This window comes from Lacrimispora indolis DSM 755 (genome assembly GCF_000526995.1).
Lineage (GTDB): Bacteria > Bacillota > Clostridia > Lachnospirales > Lachnospiraceae > Lacrimispora > Lacrimispora indolis.
Map to the genome: position 1 here is coordinate 6357025 of NZ_AZUI01000001.1, position 26677 is coordinate 6383701.

23 protein-coding genes are annotated in these 26677 nt (G+C 42.7%); 6 read left to right on the plus strand and 17 right to left on the minus strand.

Going from position 1 to position 26677, the window contains the following annotated elements:
* The first annotated feature begins 66 nt into the window (after positions 1-66).
* A complete protein-coding gene (locus K401_RS0130765) occupies positions 67-1968 on the plus strand; it encodes a heavy metal translocating P-type ATPase (protein ID WP_330363194.1) in 1902 nt (633 codons plus the stop codon).
* 186 nt (positions 1969-2154) lie between these two features.
* On the opposite strand, the gene K401_RS0130770 is transcribed toward K401_RS0130765, so the two are convergent.
* The 9 genes from K401_RS0130770 to allC form a co-directional block, all read right to left on the minus strand.
* Positions 2155-3786 carry a PucR family transcriptional regulator gene (locus K401_RS0130770; protein WP_024296570.1) on the minus strand — a complete coding sequence of 544 codons (1632 nt, stop codon included), beginning with the start codon at positions 3784-3786 and terminating at the stop codon, positions 2155-2157.
* A gap of 235 nt (positions 3787-4021) precedes the next feature.
* On the minus strand, positions 4022-5242 hold the full coding sequence (locus K401_RS0130775) for a dicarboxylate/amino acid:cation symporter (RefSeq protein WP_024296571.1): 1221 nt from the start codon (positions 5240-5242) through the stop codon (positions 4022-4024).
* Positions 5243-5256: 14 nt separating this feature from the next.
* A complete protein-coding gene (locus tag K401_RS0130780; RefSeq protein ID WP_024296572.1) occupies positions 5257-6138 on the minus strand; it encodes an oxamate carbamoyltransferase subunit AllH family protein in 882 nt (293 codons plus the stop codon).
* A complete protein-coding gene (locus K401_RS33795) occupies positions 6110-7375 on the minus strand; it encodes a YlbE family protein (protein ID WP_024296573.1) in 1266 nt (421 codons plus the stop codon). The genes K401_RS0130780 and K401_RS33795 overlap by 29 nt, the downstream gene beginning before the upstream one ends.
* Before the next feature lie 39 nt (positions 7376-7414).
* On the minus strand, positions 7415-9181 hold the full coding sequence (gene fdrA, locus K401_RS33800) for an acyl-CoA synthetase FdrA (protein WP_024296574.1): 1767 nt from the start codon (positions 9179-9181) through the stop codon (positions 7415-7417).
* Between the two features lie 23 nt (positions 9182-9204).
* Positions 9205-10254: an ureidoglycolate dehydrogenase gene (gene allD / locus K401_RS0130795; protein WP_024296575.1), complete on the minus strand. Its 1050-nt coding sequence runs from the start codon at positions 10252-10254 to the stop codon at positions 9205-9207.
* 64 nt (positions 10255-10318) lie between these two features.
* Positions 10319-11110, minus strand: coding sequence for a (S)-ureidoglycine aminohydrolase (allE, locus tag K401_RS0130800; protein ID WP_024296576.1), 792 nt, complete (start codon positions 11108-11110; stop codon positions 10319-10321).
* A 24-nt stretch (positions 11111-11134) separates the two neighbouring features.
* A complete protein-coding gene (locus tag K401_RS0130805; RefSeq protein WP_024296577.1) occupies positions 11135-12388 on the minus strand; it encodes an MFS transporter in 1254 nt (417 codons plus the stop codon).
* Between the two features lie 17 nt (positions 12389-12405).
* A complete protein-coding gene (gene allC, locus K401_RS0130810) occupies positions 12406-13635 on the minus strand; it encodes an allantoate deiminase (RefSeq protein ID WP_024296578.1) in 1230 nt (409 codons plus the stop codon).
* Positions 13636-14313: 678 nt separating this feature from the next.
* Between allC and K401_RS0130815 the strand changes: the two genes are divergently transcribed.
* Together K401_RS0130815 and K401_RS0130820 are read left to right on the plus strand one after the other, a co-directional pair.
* On the plus strand, positions 14314-15651 hold the full coding sequence (locus K401_RS0130815; protein WP_024296579.1) for an MATE family efflux transporter: 1338 nt from the start codon (positions 14314-14316) through the stop codon (positions 15649-15651).
* A gap of 46 nt (positions 15652-15697) precedes the next feature.
* Complete coding sequence (locus tag K401_RS0130820) at positions 15698-16150, plus strand: hypothetical protein (RefSeq protein WP_242842343.1); 453 nt, start codon at positions 15698-15700, stop codon at positions 16148-16150.
* Positions 16151-16438: 288 nt separating this feature from the next.
* Here K401_RS0130820 and K401_RS0130825 read toward each other — a convergent pair whose 3' ends face one another.
* Positions 16439-17182: a hypothetical protein gene (locus K401_RS0130825; RefSeq protein WP_024296581.1), complete on the minus strand. Its 744-nt coding sequence runs from the start codon at positions 17180-17182 to the stop codon at positions 16439-16441.
* A gap of 928 nt (positions 17183-18110) precedes the next feature.
* Between K401_RS0130825 and K401_RS0130830 the strand changes: the two genes are divergently transcribed.
* Positions 18111-18317 (plus strand): hypothetical protein, encoded by a 207-nt coding sequence (locus K401_RS0130830; protein WP_024296582.1) that lies wholly within the window; start codon positions 18111-18113, stop codon positions 18315-18317.
* A 187-nt stretch (positions 18318-18504) separates the two neighbouring features.
* On the opposite strand, the gene K401_RS0130835 is transcribed toward K401_RS0130830, so the two are convergent.
* A complete protein-coding gene (locus K401_RS0130835; RefSeq protein ID WP_024296583.1) occupies positions 18505-18909 on the minus strand; it encodes a hypothetical protein in 405 nt (134 codons plus the stop codon).
* Positions 18910-19379: 470 nt separating this feature from the next.
* Positions 19380-20603, minus strand: coding sequence for an IS110 family RNA-guided transposase (locus K401_RS0130840; RefSeq protein WP_024296584.1), 1224 nt, complete (start codon positions 20601-20603; stop codon positions 19380-19382).
* Between the two features lie 693 nt (positions 20604-21296).
* On the opposite strand from K401_RS0130840, the gene K401_RS0130850 reads away from it, so the two are divergent.
* Entirely contained in the window at positions 21297-21485 is a 189-nt protein-coding gene (locus K401_RS0130850; RefSeq protein ID WP_024296585.1) for a hypothetical protein, read from the plus strand.
* 132 nt (positions 21486-21617) lie between these two features.
* The gene (locus K401_RS0130855; RefSeq protein ID WP_024296586.1) at positions 21618-21854 is read left to right on the plus strand and encodes a hypothetical protein; all 237 of its coding nucleotides are present in this window, start codon (positions 21618-21620) and stop codon (positions 21852-21854) included.
* Positions 21855-21894: 40 nt separating this feature from the next.
* Here the strand turns inward: K401_RS0130855 and tnpC are convergent, their stop codons facing one another.
* From tnpC to K401_RS0130880, 5 genes are all read right to left on the minus strand, one after another.
* Complete coding sequence (gene tnpC, locus K401_RS0130860; RefSeq protein WP_024296587.1) at positions 21895-23436, minus strand: IS66 family transposase; 1542 nt, start codon at positions 23434-23436, stop codon at positions 21895-21897.
* Positions 23437-23526: 90 nt separating this feature from the next.
* A complete protein-coding gene (gene tnpB, locus K401_RS0130865) occupies positions 23527-23883 on the minus strand; it encodes an IS66 family insertion sequence element accessory protein TnpB (RefSeq protein ID WP_024292370.1) in 357 nt (118 codons plus the stop codon).
* On the minus strand, positions 23877-24236 hold the full coding sequence (gene tnpA / locus K401_RS0130870; RefSeq protein WP_024292369.1) for an IS66 family insertion sequence element accessory protein TnpA: 360 nt from the start codon (positions 24234-24236) through the stop codon (positions 23877-23879). Before tnpA ends, tnpB begins: the two co-directional genes overlap by 7 nt.
* Positions 24237-24532: 296 nt before the next feature.
* Complete coding sequence (locus tag K401_RS0130875) at positions 24533-25102, minus strand: hypothetical protein (RefSeq protein ID WP_024296588.1); 570 nt, start codon at positions 25100-25102, stop codon at positions 24533-24535.
* Positions 25103-25104: 2 nt separating this feature from the next.
* On the minus strand, positions 25105-26677 hold a 1573-nt coding region (locus K401_RS0130880; protein WP_024296589.1), incomplete at its 5' end, for an RHS repeat domain-containing protein.

The following is a 26677-nucleotide window of genomic DNA, read 5'->3' on the forward strand; positions in this document are numbered from 1 at the left end:
TCTGTATAAAACAGATTATACCATTCCTTGCAAAAAGCGCAAGGGAATATCCACAGGGAGGATTTAATGATGATAAAGCGAATAAACGACTGTTTGTCCGGTGTTCCCATGACTCTTACCGGCGGTGCATTTCTCCTGGGCAGTCTTGTACTGATGCTTTTTGATACACAGCTTCCGGCTGACCCGGCCTGGGTCTCAATTATTGTCTGCGGGATCCCTTTGGTCTATCTATCCTTATGGCGGATCATTCACAATCCAGGCATGAAAAAAATCTCCTCCGCACTGCTCATTTCCATTGCAATGTTTGCGGCTATTGGAATCGGAGATATCTTTGCGGCCGGGGAAGTTGCCTTTATCATGGCTATTGGTGCTATCCTGGAGGATAAAACTGCTGAACGTGCCAAAAGAGGGCTGCAGAAACTGATCAATCTTGCTCCGCAGCAGGGGCGCAGGATCACAGGCGGCAGAGAAGAAATGATCAATGCAGAAGATATCAGGGTGGGGGATATCCTGCGGATCCTTCCCGGCGAAACCGTACCGGTGGATGGAGAGATCATAAGCGGCGCAACCTCCATTGACCAGGCCGTTATGACCGGTGAGTCTCTGCCTGTTGACAAGGCTCCGGGGGATAAGGTGTTTTGCGGAACGATCAACCGTTTTGGTGCCGTTGATATCCGCGGGGCAAAAGTCGGTGAAGACAGCTCCCTGCAAAAGATTATCCGCATGGTCCGGGAGGCGGAAGACAAAAAAGCCCCCATGGAACGCATCGCAGACAAATGGGCCACCTGGCTTGTGCCTGTTGCTCTGCTCATTGCGGTCATTACAGGGGTTGCCTCAAAGGATATCGTCCGCGCCGTAACCGTGCTGGTGGTTTTCTGTCCCTGCGCCCTGGTGCTTGCAACACCCACGGCAGTCATGGCAGCCATCGGGCAGGCGACAAAATACGGAGTTATCATTAAATCCGGTGACGCACTGGAACGTATGGGAAAAACAGACACCATTGCCTTCGACAAAACCGGGACTTTGACCAAGGGCAGTCTTGTGGTTGCAGATATCTATCCCTTTTCTAAAGATATGGATCAAAAGCAGCTTCTGAGTTTAACGGCTTCTGCGGAAGGTTATTCAGAGCACCCTTTGGCAAAGGCCATTACCGCCTATGGGAACGAACAGGGGGCAGAGCTTATGGAGGCAGGGAACTTTCAGATGATCCCCGGAAAAGGGATCAGGGCAGAGGTAAACGGGAAGCTGCTGCTGTGCGGCAACCCGGACTTTATCAAGGAACATCAGATCCCTGTTGATGAAGCCGCCTCCCTCATATTGGACCGGTTCCCCAGCCAGGGAAAGGCTGTCGTTCTTGTGGGATATGGAGTACAATTGGCGGGCGCTGTCACTCTGTCAGATACTCTGCGGGAAACGTCAAAGGAGATGATAAAAGAACTAAAGAACATGCATACACAGGTGGTTCTGCTTACAGGCGACCACGAACAGGCTGCCCGGTATTTTGCAGATCAGACCAGGATCGATGATGTTCATGCGGGACTCCTCCCCGCCCAAAAAGCAGCGGAAATACAGCGATTACAGGGAGAAGGGCGCAGCATCTGTATGATCGGTGACGGTATCAATGACGCTCCTGCCCTCAAAACTGCCAACGTAGGCGTTGCAATGGGAACCATGGGAAGCGACATTGCCATTGATGCCGCTGATATTGCCCTCATGGGTGATGATATCAGCAAAATCCCCTATCTCAAAAGGCTGTCCAATGAGGCAGTCAGTACCATTAAGCTCAGTATCTCCTTGTCACTTTGCATCAACTTTGCGGCAATCTTCCTTTCTGTTACAGGGGTTCTGACTCCAACCACCGGAGCCCTGGTCCATAATGCGGGTTCCATATTTGTAGTGCTGATTGCCGCCCGTTTGTATGACCGTAAGTTTATTGATGAGAAGAATATGGGCAGTTCCATGAGATGACACAGGAAACTTCCTATATAAAAGCTTAGAAAGCATAGAAGCATTTGTAAAGACTTGCAAAATGTTAATGCCCCCCTTTGTAACAGACCGGCCATATAAGGAATCCAGCCTGTGAGGAAACTGTTTCTCCTCGTTAAGGGGGGCAAAACTTTTCAATTTTAATAAGTTCTTTATCAGAAGTGTGTTTCACCCATTCTGCTCCAGCAGCACCAGACTCAATTGCAGCTGAAAGCAGTAATTGGCATCTACGATTTCCCTTCCAAGAATTTCTTCACATTTCTTGATCCGGTATTTAACAGTATTTCTGTGAAGGAACATGTGATTGGCAGTTTCAGTGACGCTGCACCTGCAGTCCAGATACGTTTTAAGCGTCCTTCTAAGCTCCAAGGTCATCTCGTCCTCAGGATTTGTCAAACCTTTTAAATGGTATAAACAGTATCCTTTGATCTGCTCGCTGGATACCATTTTAAACAGTTCATTTGCATCGGTGGATTTGAAATATTTAATATAAGGGATATCTTCCTTCTCTTCCCCGTACTGGTAGCTTTCCAGTGCCGTATTATAAGAATTGTCAATGGTTTCCAGCTCCATCACTCCATTGCCAAAGGAAAAGGTGATGGAAACTTTAAGAAAACGCAGCAAAGCCTCGTGGTAATCCTCCAAAACTTTTTCCAGTTCCCTGTAATTGCCCTGTATCAGCAAAACATACTGGTAAGTCAGAGTTTCCGGAAAGATAATGATATCCCCATGGAATTTCTCCTGGAGCTTCCTGTTCAGCCAGTCATATATTAAAATGTACCGTTCTTCCCTGTGGGATAAGTTCAGGAAATCAAATTCCCTTCCCCCAAAGGGCTCCAAAGTCGCCAGGATTATCTTATAGCCGGCAGCCGGTTTTAACCCATATTTCTCTCCCACCGTAAACAGCTGGGCAGAGGACCACCGCTCCTTCTTATGCTTATTCACAAGGATATGCAAAATCGCTTCCTTCTGCTTTAACGGATTGCATCTCACGTACAGGTTTTTATACAAAAAGATGCCAAACACCAGCACCAGCTGCTCGATCACCATGCCGGACATGGTATCTTCTTTCCCCTCACCGCCAAAAATATAAAGATAATATGGATTTTTTCCCACGGTTTGTATTGGATAGATGGAGACCTTTTCCTTTACCTTTGACACATGGATGAAGTTTTCAAAGCTGTCTGTCTTTCTTTCATAAAAAGACAAATCATAAAACAGGTTCTGCGCTGCTCTTAAATATTCCTTTTGACACGTATGGGTAGCAGATTCCACCTCACCAAAGGGATTTAATAATGCAGCCGGCTTTTTGATGACAAGTCCCAGGTTATTCATCATAACTCCCGCAGAAGCCCCCTGAAGAAGCAAAGCGGAAAATTTTTTCTGTGTGTTTAAGGCAAAGGTCAGCTCCCCATTCTGATTATCCCAGATATAGGCCAGTAACTGCTGAAACACCTCCCCCAATGTCATATTGTAGGGGATCTGGATCAGAGGAAATCCCAGCTGGTCTGCAAGTTCAATGACCTCCGGCTCCAGGCGGTCGATAAAGCGCCCCAGCTTAATGGCAAGCCCTGCACAGGGCAGACGGTCCAGACTTAGAATAAACTCACATAATCCGGCCTGGTTCTCCTTAAACGCCATCCCGGTAGTGATCAATAACGTATTCTCAGGTAAATAGGACGCAACATCCGGCGTTTCCGTAGACTCAACCGTGAAAATCTCTCTTCTTAAATCGGCCTTATTATTCAGCACTTTCAGGTTTTGAAAGATTGGTTCTTCCAGCAATTTTCCAACGGTCATACTATGCCTCTCTTTTCACATTCAGAATCGTTTCCGAGTCATGATCAACATTCACCGTTCGCGCCGATGACCAAGCTCATCTTCGCTCACTTGCGCTCATTATATCATGACTCTTCGAGTCATGATCAACATTCGCCGTTCGCGCCGATGACCAAGCTCATCTTCGCTCACTTGCGCTCATTATACTATGTCCTTTCTTTTCTGGCAATGTGGTATTTATTCATTGATCCTCTGATTATTGGCTCCCGTTTAAAATTTCATAATCCAGTTCCTTTTCATCTTTTGCTATCATCATGGCGACCAGGGCATCAATATCTACATTTAATATGGTGCGGAACATCCCCGAAAACCAGTCAATGCTGGATAAAAAAGCAATGCTTTCCAGGGGAAGGCCCAAGGCGGGGACAACGATTGCCAGGGCCACCAGACCGCCTCCAGGCACTGCCACAGTTCCAAGACAGGATAAGGTGGATAAGACGATCACCCTGACCAGCTGGGGCATGGGAAGGGGGATACCGTAAATCTGGGAGACTGTGACACATGCCAAAGCAAGAAACATGGATAAACCATTGCTGTTTAAGGTCATTCCCAGGGGATTGACAATGCCTGACACTTTCTTGCTGACTCCCAGCTTCTTCTCACTGTCCTCCATTTTCGTGGGGAGGGTGACGGCGGAGGAAGTTGTGGTAAATGCCACGATCGTCATGTTACCCAGCTTTCTTCCGACATGAAAGGGATTGGCCTTGCAGTAAAATGATACGAATGCGATCATAAGGCAAAGATACAGGAGTGAGCCGCATCCGAATAAAAGGAGAAACTTGATCAATGGCATAATGACTTTTATGCCTGTAGTGCCCGCAGTGTAAGCAAGCAGCGCTCCGATCCCAAAGGGAGCCAGTTTCATGACCTTATGTACGATTCCCAATATCACTTCATTGAACTCCCTGATGACTCCCATGAGCTGGACCCTCTCCTTCTTTATGCGGCAGGCCCCGAGGGACGCGCCGAATAATACGGAGAATATGATCACCTGGATCATATTGGAATCTGCCATGGACTGAACGATGTTGGTGGGTAAGAAATCAAGAATAATGTTGTAAAGCCCCTTATCCGTAGTCTGGACGATCTGACCGGCAGCAGGAAGGGAAAGCCCTTTTCCAGGTAAAAAGAACTGGCCTAAAGCAACTCCTGCCGCTGCTGCCAGCACAGTGGACAGGAGAAACCAAAACAGCATCTTTACGCCAAATCTTCCTAACTCCTTAGGATCTAAATTCGCTACGGATTCAATGACCGCTCCCATGATCATTACCACGACAGACATTTGAATGAGCCGCAGGAAGATATCTCCTATGAGCTTGATATCCTTCACCTTATCCCCCAGACAGATTCCAAGAAGCAGCCCCCCGGCCATCCCGATCATGATCTGTACTGTCATAGATAATTTCATTTTTTTCATTCACAGACCTCCCATTATATGTTTGCCTCACCTTTGACATAATCGACCCCTGCTGCCATACCTAAAATCAAATCACAGCCAGAGGTAGAACCTATCATCCTTATCCTGTCCATACATTTCTTCATTTGTGAAGAATTTTTCTGAATCAAAGCATCCACCAGCTCCACCAAAGCGTTATTAAAATACCCTTCCAATGCACAATGATAATAGTGCCCGCTGATATCAGTTGTATATTGGCGGTCAATCAGCTCCTTTAAGGCCTGGAGAAAGGGCATTTCCAGTATGGGAGAAATTCTGTCCACATATAAAATCCCCATAAGGAAATCATCACCTGACGGCGTTAAGCCCATCCCTCTTCCGATCCACCTTTTTATGGTCTTTTCAGCCTCTTCTTTTGGTTTTGAAAATGCCTGGTACAATTCATCCACTTCCTCTTTCTCTGCCGCCATAAAGGAGCCAATGGATTCCCCAAATCCTGTAGGAAGATTCCAGTCAATAAAATCTTCAAACATGGTAATCCCTTCCCGGTCTATGGCATACTCCTTTTTCCGGATAAAGCTGCTGTATATCCGGGAGTCTTTTAAGCAAAGGCGGATGGAATCCGAATACAAGGTCTGTTCCTTCTCATCCCAACGGAAACAGGGGGAGAAAGCTGCCTGTTCCAAAAATACAGGCAGATCCTCCTCATCCAGTAAAATGCCATAAGGAACCAGGGCATTGTTTTTATTTCCAATAAAGCAAAGGAAAGGAGGAAACGCCAGATTACAGCCGCTATCAAACTGACTGTGGACCCTGTAAGCTTCACCTTCTTTTAATGCTTCTAACAGCTCTGACGCTGCCAGCTTTCCTGATAAGCTTCTCATATCCTCACCCTTTATATCCCAGCTTTTTCCCATAAGCCATGACTGCCTTTTGGAAACATTCGACGGGGGGATGGACCGTTCCAGCTCCTATCTGTCCCACACCGGCTTCCTTATGGGCAATCCCTGTATTGATAACAGGAGTGATCCCTGTTTCTACCACCTTTCTTGCATCAATCCCCAGGCAGGTGCCCTGGAAATTCCATGTGGGAATGGCAAAGTTAGGGTTTTGGCTGATGACGATCTCCATCATTTCATTGCTGATGCGAAGTGCATCATGAAAACCGCCTGTTCCAACAAACCTGGTAACTGCCGGCGCCGCGATCATAGCCATTCCGCCTACCCCAAAGGTTTCCGTAATGGCGCTGTCTCCTATGTCAGGGCTGGCATCCTCACCGGAATATCCGGTAAAGTAAAGGCCCTGGGGAGTATTGACCGGCGCAGTGAACCACTCATCCTTCATGCCGCTGATCCTGATTCCAAAGTTTTCTCCATTCCTGCACATTGCCGTCACAATGGTTCCTTCCGTGATCAAACGTGCGCCATCCATCACCGCCTTGGCCGCTGCCATCATGATGTTTAAGAAGAACTGGTCCGTATCGGCAAGAAACTGAATGACTTCCTTTTTCTTCTCTTCCTCTATGGAAAGGCCCGCTATGACAGGGGACATTTCTTTTAAGAACAGGAGGGAAGCCGCTATATTCCTTTGGTGGAATTCATCTCCCATGGCAATGGCCTTTGCGATCATGGGGTTGATGGCAAGCCCTTTTTCCAGCTTCTTAAGGGCCATGGAAAGCACCGGTCCCAGCACATCTCTCATCCAGCCTAACCGTAAGACCACTTCTCTGGAGTATGCGCCAAACCGGAGTACCTTTCCAATTCCTTCATTCATGGTGCAGTAAGCCTTATTTCCGTCGGTGGTATTTTCCACTACAAATACCGGCATGTTTGCAGAGGTGATTCCCCCCATAGGTCCTACGGCATCCACGTGATGGCAGGGGATGAAATCCACTTCCCCACGGCTTAAAAGCTCCACCGCTTCCTCCTTGGTGGAAGCCCACTTTTCAAACAAGGCCGCACCGATACAGGATCCTTTCATAGGACTGGTCATATTTTCCCATCGGATAGGCGGACCCGCATGGAGAAGCACCTTTCCCTGATTTAATTCCTTGATTACTGTCTTGGCAGGCACCACATCCAGTAAAACCGGTGAAGCAAGGATCATTTTCTGTATGACTGCCTGATTTGCATCGTCTATTGTATCGTACAACATAAGAACCTCCTCATATCCACATAAGACTTTTCCGGTCCATTACTGCCTGGAAAACTTGTAGCCTCTTAAATACTGCAGGACCTTGATCAGCTCCAAATCCCCTCCTGCCGGCGGTGTCCACTGATACTGCACTGCCTTGCAGGAGAATTCCTCCAGCACGTCGGTAAAGCTTTTTAACCCAATATTAATGACCCTGGGCTTTTGGGAGAGCAATTCCATCATCTGCTTTGATACGGCATGCTCCCTGTCTGCCTTCACCTTTTCCCTTGGAAGGATCGTCTTCTCCGTTTCTGTATAAGGGTGACCGATGAGACAGAGGGCCGTTTCCACCGCTCTTTTATTGCTGGTGCAAAGGATGACGCCTATATCCTCCAGCTTTTTCTTCTGGAGATCATAATTTTGCTTATCTTCTCTGGTTCCGCAGATGGCTGCCACAAAGAAGACCTTTTGCCCTTGCTTTTTTACCTGCTCCATCATATCCCTGATTCCTGGAAGAAGGGCTCCTGCCATGTCTTCATGAGAACCATATCCCAGCACAAGATCAAATAAAATAACACCCGTCTCTTCTTCCTCCAGAGCCTGCTTCATACAAACGATCCTGTTTGTGGGGTCGATCATTGGATGGGGTTTTCCCACGGTATAGACGTCATCTCCCAGATCAATGATGGTATAGCCCTGTGTATTGAGCATGAAACCTTCCTTTTTTCCTCCTGCACCGGCAATGCCAATGGTATCCTTTATGAGCATTACCGCCTCTGCCGCCAAAGTTCCTCCGGAATAATAGCCTTTTATGGTTTTGTGGTCTTCCTTTTTAAATCCTTCCCCCACCTCCGGCTTCCATGTATCCTGGACGATCTCTTCTTTTCTCACTAAGGAAACTGCGATCCTGGCTGCTTCATCCAGGGTGTAGGCATGGTAGAAGTTCTCCTCGTGTATTTCCGGCTTTTCCCCAAGAAACAAGGTCACCACAGGCTTTTCATAGTCCCAGAGCCTTTTTACGATCGCATCCCTTACTTCCTTTGCCGGGGGCTTTGACAGGATGACAACCACCTCCACTTCGGTATCCTTTTCCATGGCATCAATGGCATCCAGCATGGTGATTCCTCCCACCTCAGCCGATAAATCCCTGCCGCCTGTGCCGATGGCATTTGCCACGCCTTCTCCCAGCTGGTCAATGATGGTCGTAACCTCCTGGATCCCTGTGCCGGAAGCGCCGATGACCCCGATCTTTCCCGGTCTCACATGGTTGGTAAAAGCAATGGGCACCCCCTTGATGATGCCGGTTCCGCAATCCGGTCCCATAACCAGAAGTCCCTTTTCATGAGCCTTTTGTTTTAAAGATATTTCATCTTTTTTTGATACGTTGTCGCTGAAAATAAATACATTCAAATTTTCATCAAGCGCCCTGTCAGCCTCGGCTGCCGCATACATGCCAGGTATAGACAGGACCGCCAGATTGGCATCCGGCAATCTTTTTAACGCCTGTTCCCAGGTAGTCACTGTTTGGTTTTCTTCATTTCCGGAAGTGCTTTTGGACTGGTTATTGAGAAATCCTTCCGTCTCCTTTAATACCTGTTCTACAAGCACCTCTGACTCCACATCCACCACAATAGCCATATCATTGGACTGGGCTTCCGCTAATTCAGGAGTCTCCAGGCCGCTGGCCTTAAATAAGTCCTTGTTGGCAGGTGTTGCCATCATAATGGAGACTTTATGTATTCCTTCCATGGCGGAAATTTTATTGGTCAGCAACATAAGAACCACGGAATCCTGATAGCTTCCTTTGCGAATTATCGTTTTAATCATGTTACTACTCTCCTTTTAACCTCTTATTCAGCAAATTTATTCTTATGGTCATAGCGGTCATAATGAACATCTTCGCTGATCAGATATTGATAGATATCGTCTACGATCTCTATCCCGTTCTTGTCATAGTCTGCCTTTCTCAAAAGTCCCCGTTCTCCCGGATAATACACCTTGTCAAAGCCTTCTGCCGGTTTAATGGCAGCCAGTTCCTCCATGGTGGCGGTTATGTTTTCCTTAAATCTTTCCAGGCCCACAAATTTATTGGGATCCAGCACAATGTGAAGCTGCCCCAAATCCCTGCCCTTTGATAAATCTTCATACATGCTGCTCACATGCTTTCCAAAGGGAAGGCCTAAAAGGATGCCTGAAAGCATGTCAACCATCATCATGAGTCCATAGCCCTTTGCGCCTGCAATGGGAACAAGCGCATTTACCAGTGTGGAATCAGTGGTTGGATTTCCATTGAAATCCACTGCCCAGGTGCTTGGGATAGACTCCTTTTTTGAGCGGGCATACAGCACCTTTCCCCAGGCCTGGACGGTTGTAGCCATATCAAATATGATATTTCTGCCGTCAGCCCCCGGCGCTCCAAAAGCGATTGGATTTGTTCCGTAGTAAGGATCCGATCCTCCGTAGGGGACTGCCATTGGATCTGACTGGCACATGGAAATGGAAACTAAGTCTTCCTTTGCAGCCATTTCCACATAATATCCCAGGCTTCCGCTGTGAGAAATGTGCTTGGCTCCCACCACTGCTACTCCCGTTTCCTTTGCCATCTTGATCGCTTCTTCCATAGAAAGCACTGCCGCCGCATAGCCTGAGCCATTGTCCCCATGGAATATCCCGCTTGCCGGGCCTGTTTTCTCAAACTTAAATTCCGGATGAATGGTAATACCGCCCTTTGCGATTCTTTCGGAATAATACTCTACCCTGACGGCTCCGTGGGAATGGATCCCCCTTGCATCAGACCATGTGAGGATATCTGCGGTAATGTCCCCGTGCTCCTTTGTAAGCCCTGCTTTTTGAAGCTTATTACTGATCAGTTCATGTAATTGTCCTTCTGTTAATCTCATGAGATATCCCAACCTTTCTTCGATTATATCTTCTTCTGACTTTTCAGGGATTTTGTGCGCTGCCTTATAACTCTGCATCCCTGTTGCAGTCTTTTGAATATACATAGGCAAATTCTTCGTTCCGCCCTACTCCGTAAGCTGCCTGCAAGCTGTAAGCGCCCATAAACAGATAGTCGCCCTTTTTAACAGGGATCCAGTGATTGTCCAGATTATACATTCCTTCGCCGGAATAGATGTAGGCGCCGTGCTCCTGGATATGGGTTTCAATGTAGCCGTGGCAGGCGCCTGGCTTAAAGCTTAAAATATGGAAATTCATATCAAATCCAATGTCAGAGGCTGACGGCAGGAAGTCCTTGACCCCTACATCCTCCATACCTTCATAGGGAGTAAAGGGCACATCCCCGATATTTCCGCAGACAGTATAGGCTTCATGGCCCTCGATCCTGTTATAGCGTCTCTTATATAAAAATGCCTTTGCCGGAATATCTCCCACATTTTCAAAGTACACCTGATTGCCTTCAGGAGAATAAATGTATCCCCCTTCTGTCAGCTCTTCTTCCTTATCTTCATTTTTCACCTTTACCCTTCCTTCCAGAATGTAGAGGAATACCTCGATCCCATCTCCTCCAAATCCCTTTGGATGGCCTCCGCCCTGCTCCATTGTCACCAGATAATCTACGAAGGAAGCTCCCAGCTTAGGGGAAGCTAAAATGGTCACTGCGCATTTCTCAAATCCCGGTATCACGTTTTTCACCAGTCCATCCGGCTCAATTAATGCAAAATTTCCTCTCTTTACGATGGAACGGGTTGATAAAATATCATCCCGGTATCCTGTTATCTGATTGATATAGCTCATGTTTTTTTCTCCTTTATCTTGTAATTATTTTGCCTTACTGAAAAATGTCCTTGCATTAAATATCAGGAATAGTATGGTTCCCAGAATAAGAAGCAATGCTCCGATATAAAATCCTGCGGTGCCTGATCCTGTTTTATCAATAATAAATCCTGTTACCGCCGGTGCGATAATGGATGAGGACATTCCGAAAAAGTTAAACAGCCCCAGGGTGGTTGCCATGTTCTTTTTGTTGGCTCTGTCTGACACATAAGAGATCAGAACCGGATCAACAGCCATCTTGCCCAGGAACCCATAAAGCAGCAAAATGACGGTTAAGGATAATGCATTTGGCATTGACATGGATAAGGCCACCAGCACGAAGGCGGACAGTTCCAGGCCAATGATGATCAGCGCCTTTTTCCCTCTGAACTTATCGGATAAGCCTGCAAAAAACAGCGCTCCAGGTACTGCTGTAACAGATATCATGGAAACCACCAGGCCAATCATTCCGCCGGTGATCCCTCTTTCTGACTCCAGGAATTTAGGAAGCCAGGTCACAATGAGATAATAGGCGTAGCAGGTGGAAAAATACAATATGTAGCAGGAAATCATGTTAAGAGAAAGTAAGGAAGCCTTTTTCTCGGTTCCGGAATCCACCTCTTCTGCCTTTTTGCTGTCTGTTCTTTGAACTGCATGGTGTCTTCCTCTGTCCTTGATTGCAATGGCAAACCAGATAACCAAAAGCACGATTAAGCTAGCTGATATGGTCACCATTGTCTGCCAGGGCAGATGCAAGGTCTTAACAATAAAGCTGGAACCTGTCATTCCAAGGATCAGGCCCAGTGCAGAACCGCTGTTGACGATGGCCGTGGAGATACCCTTTTTCTCAGGCGGCACGTGTTCCGCAGTTAAGGAAAACGCAGCTCCATAATAAGTTCCGCAGCCGATACCGGCGCAAACGCTGCCTATGTAAATCGTATGAAGGGACTTTGACATGGCAATGCTGAAGGCTCCTAACGCAAAGAGGAGAAATCCCGGTATGAGAACCTTTTTCTGTCCGAATCTGTCAACTAAGAACCCGGATGGAATCTGCAACGACGTATATCCAAAGAAATAACAGCTTGCAATAAGCCCCATAGCCGTATTGGAATGCTGTCCCACCGTCCCCTGTATCTCCGTATAGATGGGCGACAGCATGGAACGGTAGATCCAGATGACCACCCAGCCCAAGCAGAAAGTAAATACGATTGTTTTCCAATAATCCTTTGGCAATTGTTTTGTTAAACTTTGATCTCCCATAATGCCCCTCACTTTTCCTATTGATATGATAATTCATATAGAGATGACTTTAAAGCTTCTATTCCCTGTTTCAAATCCGGCAGCTCCGTCCGTTCCGCCGGATTATGGCTGATCCCTTTCATGCTTGGGACAAAGAGCATTCCGGCAGGAATCCTGGGCGCTATGATCTGAGAATCATGGCCCGCACCGCTGTGCATCATCCGGTAATTCAGTCCATTTTCCCTGCAGACCTTCTCAATGAGCCGGATCATTTCGTCATTCATGGGAACAGGCTGCTCATCCATCCATAAGTCGATATTTATTTCCACCCCATGCTTTTCTGCGATCTGCTTCATGTTCTCTTCCAGCTCAGTCGTAATGCTTATTAAAAGTGCCTGATCCGTATGGCGGCAGTCCATGGTAAACAGAGCTTCCCCGGGAACTACATTCACCGTATTTGGTTTGACTTCAATTTTTCCAAAGGTCAATACCAGCGGATCACCTATTGCTCTCGCTTTAATTAAGGAATTGTAGACGATCTCTGAAAATACCTGGATTACGTCTTTCCTGTATTTCATGAGAGTCGTACCGGCATGATTGGCCTCACCCTTTAAGGTGATGTTATATCTTCTCTGCCCTACGATGCCGGTGATCACTCCTACGGATTTTCCTTCCATCTCAAGAGTATTCCCCTGCTCAATGTGAAGCTCTATAAATGCCTTTACATCATCCATGGAACCGCCGGAATCTTTTTTAAAGTCAAATCCGCACTCATGCATGGCATCTGCAAATCTGATTCCTTGTGAATCTGTGAGATTTTCAACTTCTTCCTTCTTAGCCAGTCCAAACAGGTTCTTGCTCCCCCAGAAAACATATGGAAATCTGCTTCCCTCCTCTTCTGCCATGGAAATGACCTCCAGATTCCTTTTCGGCCTTCCATAGGTTTCCAGCAGGTTTTTTACAGCTAAGTATCCTCCGAAAATTCCAAGCTGGCCGTCTAAATTCCCTCCGTTCACTACCGTATCCACATGGGAACCGGTGGCAATGGTTCCGGATTCCGGCTCCGTTCCAATGATCCTTCCATATAAATTCCCCACTTCATCAAATCTGGTTTCCATGCCTATTTGCTCAAATTTCTCCTTTAAAGCCAGCTGTACCTCAAGCCAGCTCTTGGAATAAAGGAGCCTGGTCATCCCTCCTGTCTGGTTTTTTCCATAAGAGGACATCCAGTCCAGCATTTCCTTGATCTCATTGACGGAAATATCCATTTTGCTACCTCCTGAATCTTTTTTCTATCGATTCGAATCCATGGTTTTATTTTATAGAAATTTTTATTACAATACATCAGCCAAACCAGATAATCTGATTTTTAATTTTTGTATGTTTAGCACAATGATTTTTGTGTTATTAGGCATTTAATTAACGATGTTGTTAATTATTTTTCAATTCCATGGGTTGACTCTGTGATTTTACATGCTTTTTTGGAGGGTGCTGTGGAATTTTGGAGTGTTATATTATAGTAATGGCCGGGAATATCATCTGATACATGATGGAGTTACCGCATAAGATGGGGGGGAGGAACGGATTGGACAAAGTCTTTCGGATTTCAAACGAAAAGGACGCTCATTTCTGAACGTCCGGTTACGAGAAAAAGAACATCAATTTCATGGCATGGCATATCCAATATTTTTTAATTTCTTTTCAGCTGATTCAAAAGGCAGTTAAAGGACTTTCACACGGTCTTTATAGGAGTCTTCATGTTCCGTCTATGATAAGGCTCCTCTATTCATATCGTTATTTCTGTACTTATTGACAAAAGGATTTTCTAATGGTAACCTTTATGCATTGCATATATAAGGGTATATATTACATAACAAATTTTTAAACTTATTCACAGATGAATTTCCCTGCCGCAATGAATAATTTGAAAGGATTTTAAGAGTAAAATGAATGCTACAAGAGATCTGATCAACGGCAATGAAACAAAGGCCATGATAAACTTCGCCATCCCCATGATCATCGGCAATATATTTCAGCAATTATATAATGTTGCCGATACGGTTATTGTGGGAAAGTTCATCGGCTCCAATGCTCTTGCTGCGGTAGGCAGTTCGTTTTCCGTTATGGTTTTATTAACTTCCATCATCATTGGATTCTGCATGGGCAGCAGCGTGGTATTTTCTTTGATTTTTGGCGCAAACGAAATAGACAAGCTGAAAAATTATTTCTTCACTGCTTTTATTTTTATTGGAATCGTTACAATAATCATCAATCTATGCTCTATCATTTTTATTGATAAAATTTTAACCTTGATCAATATTCCCCAGGAGGTTTTAGAGGACTCAAGGACTTATTTGGAGATCATTTTTTATGGAATCAGCTTTACCTATATTTACAATTACTTTAGTGCTGCCATGAGGAGTATCGGCAATTCCGTGGTGCCGCTTGTTTTTCTTATCTTATCTGCTGTTATTAATATCGTATTGGATATCATATTTGTTGTTCCCCTTCAGATGGGGATCGCCGGCGCAGCCTATGCCACAATCATTGCACAAGGCTTTTCAGGTATTGGTATTGCTGTTTTTTGTATACTGCGAGTTCCTCTAATCCGCCTTAAACGGAAACATTTGTATTTAAATAAAAGTGTTGTAAAGAGAATTTCTAATTTCTCCATACTCTCCAGCATCCAGTATTCGGTTATGAATTTCGGAATATTAATGATACAGAGTCTGGTAAACAGCTTTGGTGTGTCTGCAATGGCGGCCTTTGCAGCAGTTGTTAAAATAGAAAGCTTTGCTTATATGCCTGTGCAGGATTTCGGCAATGCATTTTCTACTTTTATTGCTCAAAATATAGGGGCTGGAAAACAAAAGCGTATTTACACAGGAATACGCTCTGCAGTGAAAATAATAACCATTTACTGTGCTTTGATCTCCGTTCTTATATTGGTGTTTGCAAAGCCTCTGATGTACATTTTTATTAATAAAAATGAAACAGAGATATTGGGGATTGGAGTACAATATCTTTTCATTGTAGCCGGTTTTTATTGCCTGATCGGGTATTTATTTATGTTTTACGGACTGTTCCGGGGAATTGGAAAGCCAGGAGTGTCCATCATACTTACTGTTGTAAGCCTTGGCATCAGGGTTATCCTGGCTTATGCCCTCTCCTCTGTGAGCCGGATCGGAATTGTCGGGATATGGTGGGCGATTCCTATTGGTTGGGCGGTTGCAGATGTGATTGGTGCTATTTTAATCAGGCATTATTATGTAAACAATGGTTGATTAGATGAAAGAAGTATCCTAAGATTTTTGGGAGTATTATGATCTGATGAACAACCGTTCTGCTTATGTGAATAAGCTGCAGGGAGAACTGTGCATGGTATTACCCCAGATCTTAGGCATCTTTTCAAAAGTTAACACCAATACTGCTATGACTATTCTGGAAGCCTATACTTCTCCAGATGCCTTTCTTGCCGCCTCCAGAGATGACATCATTGCTTCCATGCGCTCGACTGCACGTTTTGGGGCTTTTTATCTCTCTGATAAATGTGACGCCATTATAAACGCTTCCAAATTCACAAAAGTATTTGGCCATTCTGTCAGCAGCAACTTTAAGCGGATCAAAATCTATATCCGTTTTATCCGCCAGTATAATGCAGAAATCTCTTCTATTCTGGAAGATATTCATTCCCTTGTGAGTACGAATCAAGGTACCAGGGATTACTACTTCAAAAAGGTGAATCAAAAAGAAAATGGTAGCTGTCGGAGCAGTTATACATAAAATTTGTAACATCATCTTTACAAGTCCTTCGTGATAAAAAACCTTTTGAAATCATCACGCCAGAACAGCATCAAAAAAATCAATTAAAAGCGAGATGCGACATCGCAGCGGCTCCTCAACTTGGGTTTAGTTATTGTTCTTTCTTTTATGTTTATCTGCATTGCTGCTTTCACTTTTTTATATCTTCTAATACAACATCTAATTCATCCCAATCGAATGTGTACCAGAAGACATATTATCATCAATGCAAACTCAAGAATCATTAAGTAATAACTACTATCGCAGCAATCAAATTATCAAGGAATCAAGCTGGTCTACACCATTTTTCCATGCCAAATGAATTTTATTAGATACAAATAACGATAGTTTTAATTTTGAATCAATTTCTAGTTTGCAAATAGCTTGAATTTTCATATCTTTCATTATCCACTTACATGAATAGGTTTTTCTCACCACACCTCCATAAAATGCTGCCATTTCTAAAAAAAGCTCTCGACAATCCTCAAATGGTTCTGCCTGCTTCTCTGACACCATATCTTTCATTAGCTTTACCGCATCTTCTATTGTGATACAATCCATATTAATCTGCTGATCTGTCATATATTTTTGAGTTAAAGATTCATGCTCTTCAAATAGCTTATAGTCATCTTCCTGTCGAAAATAATCACTTCGTTTTGGCTCTGCTATTTCCTTTAAGAACTCTAAACCATACTGTTTAAGAATATTTGCATAAGTTTCAATCACTTGTTTAAATTCTTCATCTGTGGAGAATATAAGTCCGTCATTTGTATACCCTGGAGCAAATTGGTTTAAACCATAGGTATAAATTCCTCCCGAAAAACAGTTAATATCCATATATATTTTTTTTTCAAATCTACTAGTCCAAAACGTAACTGTTTGTCTTGCAATCTCCCCCTTACTATTTTTAAACTCCTTTATAAACCCCCAGTTCTTTATCTCTTTATCAAAAACAAAGTCCTCTGGTTCTAATACTTTTCCAATGATTTCTTTAATTATCTTTCCTTTTTGCACAATAATCCTCCTTTAAAATGGGCAAGCCAACACAGGAACTCCTGTAGAGAATGTTACTCCAGCCTTAACTAACCACCAGATTCCATATGCCACACCACCAATAATTGCCGCTACAGCTACATCTTCTCCTCTGACATCAGGAAATTGTATCACATTATTTTTTCGGATCAATTAAATTAATAGGAGTTTTAATTCATTATAGAAATCAGATTATTAAGGAATCCAGTCTGTCCACACCCTTTTTCCATGCCAAATGAATGTCATTAGTGACAAATAATGATATTTTTCCAGTAATGACAAGCCATGATGGGGCTTGTTTAGAATCAATTTCTAGTGTACAAACTTAGACATGGCTTGAGAAGTACCATCGACTTAGCTCACTATCCGCAATTCCTACTGGCAACCCTTTTTTATCAGCCCATTATACGCTCGTGTTGCCCCTGTGTGCCCTTGACATAACACCCGGTAAGTTGACCATTATCATACTAAAACCCAAATGTGGGTCAATTTGGAAAGCCTCCTGCCAACAATCTTGCTGATACGGTTTCCTCCAAAGGCTGATAAATTGCTGTATCACAAATCATACACAAAACCTATCCGAATACAAACTTCAGTCTATATTTATCTGGTCGAAAATAAAGCAGGATAAAGGAAGGTACCCTAAATGGGCCCCTTCCGCTCACAAACACCCGCAGTGCGGGCGTTTTCGAAGCTGGTGTACGGTGCTGTAAATCATCTTTTGTACTGTCAAGGGTGCTGTAGCCACCAATAAACCACGCTATTAAGGTGTTTCTAAGGTGCTCTTGAACATCCACCTATTATATATATCGTTCATTTCTGCTGTTTTTGAGACTTATTATTAGTGATTTCTGGTATCGACGTACTACAATAATTTGGGTATCGTATATTCTCAAAGGAGGGAAACATTATGACCGAGCAGGAATTACTCGATATATTTATTCAAGAACGTATCAATATGCCAAATGATATCTTCCACCAAAAACAGTCTGATCAATCCCAGAAGGAATATGAGCAAATTATACACACTGAAATCTTCATTGAACATTTGCCATGCAAAGAAAAAGCATTAATTGAAAATTACATGGACCCTTTCATACGCCTATACTCGTCTTAGAAGAAAGTTTTCTATACCAGTATGGATTTATTGATGCTATTAGGTTTGTAAATTTTTTTATAAACTATAATTTTTATAAAAATAACGACTATATGTTCTCTATACTTCCAAACTAATATAAATACTCAATTTGATAGTATAGAGAGTTTTACAAACAAAACAAAACTTTTAGAACTTCCTTGTTCTATCACTTTAATAATTCATAAACATCATCATACACTAATGCATTAGGCATATTTTCTGCATAATCAATTATTTTTTTGAGTAATGATTTATCCACTATTGTTTCCAAATATTTCTTTTCTAAATAAGCCTCTACTAATCTAGTTATATGCCCTTTTCCTATTTCTTTTCCTCTTAGTAATATAAAATCGGCATTTATTACTAATGACAAAAGACTGATTTCTCCACTTATTGTCGTAATTTTAACACAAGTTTCAGTATCTAAAGGAATATCTTCACCATCTACAGTTTCAATTTGACAAATATGGGCATTTCCATCTATATTTAATGAACATCTTACACCAGACATTATTGATGGTCCTGACACATATTTACAATATAAGATCACGTTTGCTTCAAAAATCAGCATCACTATAACTCCTTTTAATAAACATGTTCAATATTAATTATGCTCCTGTTAAATATATCCAACATATCTGGTTCAACAGTTACTGCACCAGACTTTAAAATTCCCACATCTAATGGCATGTGATTTAATTGGTTATAGATATTTTGGGGTATTGTCACTTCGACAATTGCGGCAGTATCTCTCATTATAGGTTGATTAGCTAAATCCAATATTTCATCAAAATTATTACCAAATTGCTTAGCTTCATATGAACGTCCATCTGGTCTACCCCTAAATCCTTCATAATCAAATATATCATCAAATTCCTCAGGTCCAACCGCTCGATATACTTTTACTGGTTCTGCTTCACTTAATCCAGATTGCCCCGAACCCTCAGGTGGAGTACTGAGATATCCGACGAACGGTGAAAATCTTTATTCAATTAAAAAAATTATAGCACGTCTTTGTGCTGTTTTTAAATAGAAAAATTACTATTCTTTTTCTGGCAGTGGTTCCCGGTATTCTGTCTTATTTTTCATAATTCCGTACACTATGTTCACCAATCGGCGCATGATGCAGACCAGTGCCTGAGACTTTGTCTTACCTTCACCGATTTTCCGCATATAATAGTCATAAAATACCGGATGATTGGGTGCTCCGTTCTTTGGTCTGGACACCATGGTTACCGCCAGGAAATAAAACAGTCCATGCAACTGGCGGTTTCCCTGTCTGGAGCTTTGCTCCTTGCCTTTTCCAGCGGAACTGAACTTTACATGAGCCACTCCTGCGAATCTTGCCAGCTTATCAGCATTGGAAAATCTTCGGATATCTCCGATTTCTGCAATCAGCTTACTGGCAATAGAAGTTCCTATTCCCGGCATACTGGTCAGTTTGTAATCAAAACTAAGCAGGATTTTCTCGATTTCTTTATCAAGCCCTGCCAATTCTTCTTTCTGATGTTCCAAGTCTCTTACCAGACTTGTTGTGATAAAGTCTCTGGATTCCTGATATTCCCGAAAGGTATTTCCATCATTCTGAACACAATCCAGAATCAACTCTGCTTTATCTTTTTTGGTAATACGAGATATTTCTTTAAATTCCATTGTTAGTTCTTCTGCTGTTTTTTCCTGCAAATGGACAGGGGACGGGTAGGTCTTCCAGAAATACATCGCACATTTCCCGTCTATCTCGCTGAAAAATTTACTGTAACTGGGATATGCCATGGATATCTGCTCATGGAGTCCATTTTTAAAACGGATACCATCTTTCACCAATAAATCTCTTCGATTCACCAGTTGAGCCAGTGTCCATTCGTTATCTTTCGGCTTTGCATCCGGCAAAGTATGTAACTGATTAATCAGAACCGTTGCCACACAATACGCATCATACTCATCATTTTTTCGGTACATGGGTGCACTTTTTCTCTGGTCATAAGCCAGGGCAGGATTGATGTCTTTTACAATGTAACCATTTTCAATGAGCCAAACAGCTAAGCTTCTTCCATAACCGTAAGCATTCTCTAGCCCATAAATGGGATTTAATCCAAGAATACTGGATTTTCTGTTCACCTTTTCTGCCAGCTTTTTAAATTCACTGGGCTTGTTTTCTATCACAACAACCTCTAACTTTTCATTCCAGCAGTTTACCATCACTGCGGTATGTGTTTCCTTATGCAGGTCAATCCCTACATAAAGCAAATTTTCTCTTTTCTGCAATTTGCCCCCTCCTACTTGTTTCCAACCAATCAGTCCCCGTACCGGCAACCTCAGATGACAGCGTTAACTCATATTGAGTCCACAAGGGTTCGACAGCCTATCTACAACAAACCAATGGGTGAAAGGACAAGTTATCTCTTTTATTGGTTGTTCATGTTAACTCTCTATCGATTTGATTGCAAGTCATTTCTGGATTTATTTTCAGGAGAAGAAATGGCAGAAAAAAGAACGGAAAAGGGAGCTACAGAAAGGCAATTTATACCCCCTGTAACCCCCGGCAGCCCCATTTTACCATAGAACCGATTTCCTGTAAATTCCATGGTTCACCATGAACCATGTGGGTGGGTAGATATCACAAACCAATGGCAACGCAGATTTGATGTCCCATTCCCTGTTAGCCCTGTGTCGCAAAATATCGCCCCTGTGTGACCTTTAAAACCGATGGTAGAAATATATGCCATTCAAGCCTTACTAAGCCTTGTTGGGCATATTTGAAAAGAATTGCGTTTTCCTTTTTATCTGATAAATGTTTGTATTACCGCTACCTACTGTTCATCTTCCTGTTACTTTATCAGAAGAATGTCGCATATATGCCAGCTTCCGCAATGCACCAGGTCGCACATCTGCAACCACTTTTATAATCTGGTAATGGATAATCTCAGCCAATTTCTTGCCCCAAAACAGAGGTGAACCATGGGGTCGAAAATGATGCAGGTTAAAGAGCCGGGGTCAAAAGACTTCCCCGACTCGGATTACATCAGCCCGCAATGCGGACTGAAAGGACTTTTTCACCGGGGTCTTATTTCTGTTATTGAGGTCGTTGCCGGGGTCGCACTTGCAGGGAATGCCATTTATGCGAAAGAGTTCCGGAGTTATGATTAACTCCTATAAAACCTTACCCAGTGAATTCACTTGATCTGTTTACCCAATTTACAATATCAACTTTTAGTGATTTTTGATATCGACTTTCTGAAACCCTTACGATAATGTATGGTGTCAAAGGAGGTATGAAATATGACTGAAAAAGAATTAATGGACATGTTTATTCAGGAGCGTATCAACATGTTAATTGATACATTCCGTAAAAATCAGACCGGCAATTCAAAGAAGAAAGATAATCAAATTCTCCAAGCAGAATTATTCATTAATAACCTGCCTAACATGGAGAGAATCCTGGTACAAAATTACATTGATCAATTTTCAGATTATCTTGCATTGGAAGGTAAGCGCTTAATAAAAGAGTGCCTTTAAAATTAAAAACAGGATCAGTTATAATAACCAACCCTGAGCCTTACCTCTTACATTCACTTTGTACATCCGCTGACCACGGCATCAGATCATCAAGTAATTCTGGATGGTTTCGCCAATCAGTGTCAGGCATGTAAAGTAATAAATACTCTAAGTAGGTATATACATTAAGACCATTTGCTTTTGCGGTCTCGACGATACTGTATACAGCAGCAGACGCATTCGCTCCTTTTGGAGTGTCTGCGAACAGCCAGTTTTTTCGCCCCACGGTAAATGGACGAATGGCATTTTCAGCTGCATTGTTTGAAATGGAACATCTCCCATCAAGAAGATAATTCTCCATGTTAGGTTTCTGGTTCTTTGCATAGACAACTGCCTTTCCAAGGGCAGATCCCTTGAGATAATTAAGGTTATCAAGCCAACACCAAAAGGCCTCAAGAACTGGTTTTTCTAGTTCAAGACGCTTGCTTAATCGTTCTTCTGTGGTAAGATCTTTTAATCCTTCTTCGATTTTAAAAAGCTGATTGCAGTAATCCCTTCCGATTTCAGCCTGAGTCAATGAAGCCCCCTCGGCTTTCTTTGTAGAGATGGCTTCTACAAATTTTCTTCGTAGGTGAGCCCAACAGCCGCAACGGGTTATTCCGGAAAGTTTGTTGTATCCGGAGTATCCATCTGAATGGACATACCCTTTGAAGTTCTTCAGGAAGTTTACTGCATTGTCCCCGTTTCGGGAAGGCTGGTAATCGTAAAGAACAATTGGTTCTTTTCCATCATTACCGGTACAGTATAACCACATGTAAGATTTCGTCTGTGGTTTCTTACCCTCCTCCTTAAGGACTTGGACAGGCGTTTCATCGCAATGGATAACATCGCGTTCCAACAGCTTTTGCTGAAGGTGGTCGATGATTGGTTTAAAATAGTCATCCGAGCATCGAATAATCCAGTTAGCCATAGTTGCTCTGCTTAGAGCAATCCCCAGCTGTTCCCAATCCTTTTCCTGTCGGTAAAGAGGGATGCTATTGACATACTTTTGGTACATGACATTTGCCACGGAACTCGCAGATGCAAGGGAATGATTCATAAGTGATGTTGGAGTTTCTGCCTTCACAATATATGGATGCTCAGAGCGCTTACATTTCGAACATTCATAAACAGTCTGTATGTACCTGACGATCCGAAGTTTTGCCGGAATGTATTCCAGCTCTTCACGCAGAACCTGTGTACCAAGTACTTTTAATAGTGTACCACACTGATCACAGAACTGCTCATCTTCTGGTAGTGTACACGGAACTTCTCTTATAGGAAGATCTTTGATCAGTTCTTCGCGTTTGGTTTTTGTATTTTTACGTTTATAACCTTTGACGTCCTTTACTATAGGCTCAGGAAGAGAAGCATCTGCTTCCATTTCAGCTTCGTTGAATAAAGAAAGCTGACCATCGATTTCTTCCTTTGGAGTTTTTTCACTGGAAGAACCAAACTTCTCTTTACGGAGAAACAGGACTATTTCATTTAAGTTGCTTATCTGATTCTGTAGGTCTTGTATTGTGTTTTCGAGGTGCATGATATAAGCCTCTTTATTGTCCATTATAGTTTCATCCCTATATTTTTGATACAATAATTATACCACAAAAGTAGCTAAAAAGCCAGTAAATACAGGCTTTTCTGGCACTGGAAGCTAACAGAACGAAGCCGGTTTAGCTGGCAGAATAACCGTTTTCTGTTCCAGTTCAAGACCTTCCATCAGCCAGCGGAACTGTTGCCATGTGATAGGCTTTACGTCTTCCTCCGAGCGCGGCCAGCGGAAGCTTCCATTCTCCAGGCGCTTGTATAAAAGGCAGAATCCATCTCCTTCCCACAGCAGGCATTTGATCCTGTCACGGCGTTTTCCACAGAATAGGTAAAGTGATGGGGTAAAAGGATTTAAGTGAAACTGCTCCTGTACGACAGCGGCAAGTCCGTCAATCGACTTACGCATATCGGTATAACCGCAGGCAATGTAAATGTCCTTTGCAATAGTAATATCTCCTAACATAAGCAGTTCAGTGCAAGGAGCACAGTCTCAATGATCTGCTGCGTGGCACCATTGTGTATTTCAAGTGATGCAGCCGGAAGATGTATGATTACAGCAGCTTGTGTATGAATAGGTGTTTGCACCTCCAACTTTTTAAATAAAACCGGTTTCTCCATTGGATCAGGCAGTGCTACAGGAATCTTTTCGATTTCCTGTTCACGAATCTTCTTAAGGTAATAATAATAGGACTGTTCTTTGAAACCATTCTGGTCACACCAGGTCTTAACGGGAAGGCCACTGGCCTGGCATTCCGCAATGATCTTTTTCCATTGTTCTCTGCGGAATAAAACTTTTGTTTGAGTAACTTGATCCATAAATGCCTCCATTCCTAGAGCTTGAAAAACTTGAAAAACTATAACTCAAAAAGCTCTAATTATATGGAATTAATTATGACATGGATCTTAATCAATATATAAGGCACTGTTTTATTAAGCGCTTACATTGGAAGAACCATACTTATATCAGCAAGGATTTCTAGATGGAATAAAAATAATGAGATTTTTAAAAATTCTATAGTACAAAAGCACAGTAGTTTAGAAATATCTAAAACTACTGTGCATATTTAAATTATAAACCGCTAACTATAGTTTTAACTTTGTAATTCAAAATCTCATTTAATTATAAACACTTGTGGTAAAACTCTTAGTGTAATTAAATTGTTTTTAACAACTAAATATTGAGATTCTATATCCGTACAAACAAAATTACCAGCAACCAAATCTTTGTCATATTTTTTGATATCATCAGGATGCATTACATGACATAAGTTTTCATTTATTATAGCCAATAGACCTTTTTTATTGAAATACATTTCTCTTAACTGGTCTGGTAAGTATTCAGAACAAATTTTGACACCAAAATTTAGTTCATTTAAAACCTCATTTTCCATCATTTCAGCAGAATCATAGAAAAAATAAACCATTTCCGGTTTCCCGGTTTCCTGTGTTTTTTTAGATTCTAATGTCATTGCCTCAAAAGATACATATTGATAGGGTGCAAAAATTGGCTTGGACACTACAATCTGAGCCAAACAATATTCAAATGTTAAATCAATCAATAATACCTCTTCTTCATTTTTGGTTATTTCAACATAATCATCTTCGGCTAGTTGCTTAGATATATCATTCTGACTCCATTTCAACACAATTTCTTTAATTTGTTCATAAGTATAGTTGCTCATATTTATTTACTCCCTTTAATTTCTATATTTGAGACTTGGGGCATTTCTGTTATTCGTGGCAACCCTTTTTTGGCATTTAGTCTATCTAATAGCGAACCTGGACCATTAATAATTCCCCAACCATCTGTACCACCAAGAGACATTGTATTGCTAGATACATCAAATTCAACGTATATTGAACCTTTTGGTGCTTGTTTACCAAATGCCTCTATATCCGCAGGATTTGCAACATGAACTTTATTATCTCCCGACATCTGTACATGACCAGTTTCAACCATTTTATCATATTCCGCTTGTGACATCCACCGTCCAACTCTTGTCTTACCCGAACCCTCAGTCTGCTCCTCCTGCGGATTATTCTTCCCCGCCGGACACAGCCCCATATAACCACTGGGATCATAGTAAGTAATAGGATTATTCTGACAATAAGCATAAAGGTTCAGTCCATCTCCCCGGTACGCATCCTCCTGAATAAATCTGCCGATCTTCGGATTATAAAACCTCGCCCTCAAGTAGTATTGACCACTGATTCCATCATGCATCTGACCCGTATAGGTAATTCGGTTTTCTATACTTCCTGACGTTTCTATTATACTTCCAAACGGATCATAATGGTAGCTTTTTCTGATCTCCTGTTCCTGATCCAACAGATATATCGTACTTCCCATCTCATCACACACAAAATAGTGGAGGGAGTCCTCTCTTGCATTTTGCAGTGACACCACATGATGTCCGCGGCAATAACGTTTCTGTTCCAAACCACTCTCTTCTGCCGCTAATTCTCCCCGGTCAAATACAAAACGGATTACCTTTCCTGCTTCTTCCGTTTCATAACGCAGGCCTTCTCCATCGTACCGATAGCTGGCAGCACCTTTTTCCGCGGTCACGCTGTTCTGCCGGTTCAAAGGATCATAAGCATAGGTTCGGCTGACATCCTTTCCCTGTTCTGACACCAGATTCCCCTGCTTGTCATAGAGATAAACCATGTGGTCTGATTCTGTTTCCAGCCCTGTCAGTTGATTTTTACAGTTATACTCATATCGTTCTTCTCCGGTTTGGGTCTTCCTGGTTAACCGGTTCCCTGCCAGATCATAAGTAAACTGTTCTGTGTCACCGTGATACGTTGCTTCTGACAAACGGTTCATTACATCATAACCATATGCATTCTGATAAACATCCCCTGACTTTTTCGTGCAGTTTCCATTTCCGTCATAGGCATATGCATAATTAAGCAGTACTTTCCCGTCAGAGCCTACTGTCACCAGATGCTCCATCAGCCCATCGTCCTGGTATTGATACTCTGTTTTGACTCCATTCCCGTAGGCAAGGGAACGGATCCTCCCTTCCGGCGTATATTGATACGCTGCCAGAAATGTATGGTTTTGACTGTCTCTCACCTCTCTGACCCGGTTAAGAACATCGTAGGTATACCGGGTTGCAATCCCTGTTACATCTGTCAGTTCTATTACATTTCCATTCTTGTCATAATCATACGACAGTAACGATCTCCCGGCTGATGACTTCCTGCTTAACAGCCCCGTGGCTGTGTAATCGTATTGATAGGTAATTCCATCC

Coding starts and splice junctions, on each gene's coding strand:
- K401_RS0130775 (WP_024296571.1), bottom strand. CDS start 5,242: ATGAAAAAAATGAAATTATCTATGACAGTACAGATCATGATCGGGATG.
- tnpB (WP_024292370.1), bottom strand. CDS start 23,883: ATGTTAGGAGATATTACTATTGCAAAGGACATTTACATTGCCTGCGGT.
- allD (WP_024296575.1), bottom strand. CDS start 10,254: ATGAGATTAACAGAAGGACAATTACATGAACTGATCAGTAATAAGCTT.
- K401_RS0130820 (WP_242842343.1), top strand. CDS start 15,698: ATGAACAACCGTTCTGCTTATGTGAATAAGCTGCAGGGAGAACTGTGC.
- tnpA (WP_024292369.1), bottom strand. CDS start 24,236: ATGGATCAAGTTACTCAAACAAAAGTTTTATTCCGCAGAGAACAATGG.
- K401_RS0130835 (WP_024296583.1), bottom strand. CDS start 18,909: ATGCTGATTTTTGAAGCAAACGTGATCTTATATTGTAAATATGTGTCA.
- allC (WP_024296578.1), bottom strand. CDS start 13,635: ATGGATATTTCCGTCAATGAGATCAAGGAAATGCTGGACTGGATGTCC.
- K401_RS0130815 (WP_024296579.1), top strand. CDS start 14,314: ATGAATGCTACAAGAGATCTGATCAACGGCAATGAAACAAAGGCCATG.
- fdrA (WP_024296574.1), bottom strand. CDS start 9,181: ATGATTAAAACGATAATTCGCAAAGGAAGCTATCAGGATTCCGTGGTT.
- K401_RS33795 (WP_024296573.1), bottom strand. CDS start 7,375: ATGTTGTACGATACAATAGACGATGCAAATCAGGCAGTCATACAGAAA.
- K401_RS0130850 (WP_024296585.1), top strand. CDS start 21,297: ATGGGGTCGAAAATGATGCAGGTTAAAGAGCCGGGGTCAAAAGACTTC.
- allE (WP_024296576.1), bottom strand. CDS start 11,110: ATGAGCTATATCAATCAGATAACAGGATACCGGGATGATATTTTATCA.
- K401_RS0130855 (WP_024296586.1), top strand. CDS start 21,618: ATGACTGAAAAAGAATTAATGGACATGTTTATTCAGGAGCGTATCAAC.
- K401_RS0130780 (WP_024296572.1), bottom strand. CDS start 6,138: ATGGGAAAAAGCTGGGATATAAAGGGTGAGGATATGAGAAGCTTATCA.
- K401_RS0130805 (WP_024296577.1), bottom strand. CDS start 12,388: ATGGGAGATCAAAGTTTAACAAAACAATTGCCAAAGGATTATTGGAAA.
- K401_RS0130830 (WP_024296582.1), top strand. CDS start 18,111: ATGACCGAGCAGGAATTACTCGATATATTTATTCAAGAACGTATCAAT.
- K401_RS0130770 (WP_024296570.1), bottom strand. CDS start 3,786: ATGACCGTTGGAAAATTGCTGGAAGAACCAATCTTTCAAAACCTGAAA.
- K401_RS0130765 (WP_330363194.1), top strand. CDS start 67: ATGATGATAAAGCGAATAAACGACTGTTTGTCCGGTGTTCCCATGACT.
- K401_RS0130875 (WP_024296588.1), bottom strand. CDS start 25,102: ATGAGCAACTATACTTATGAACAAATTAAAGAAATTGTGTTGAAATGG.
- tnpC (WP_024296587.1), bottom strand. CDS start 23,436: ATGGACAATAAAGAGGCTTATATCATGCACCTCGAAAACACAATACAA.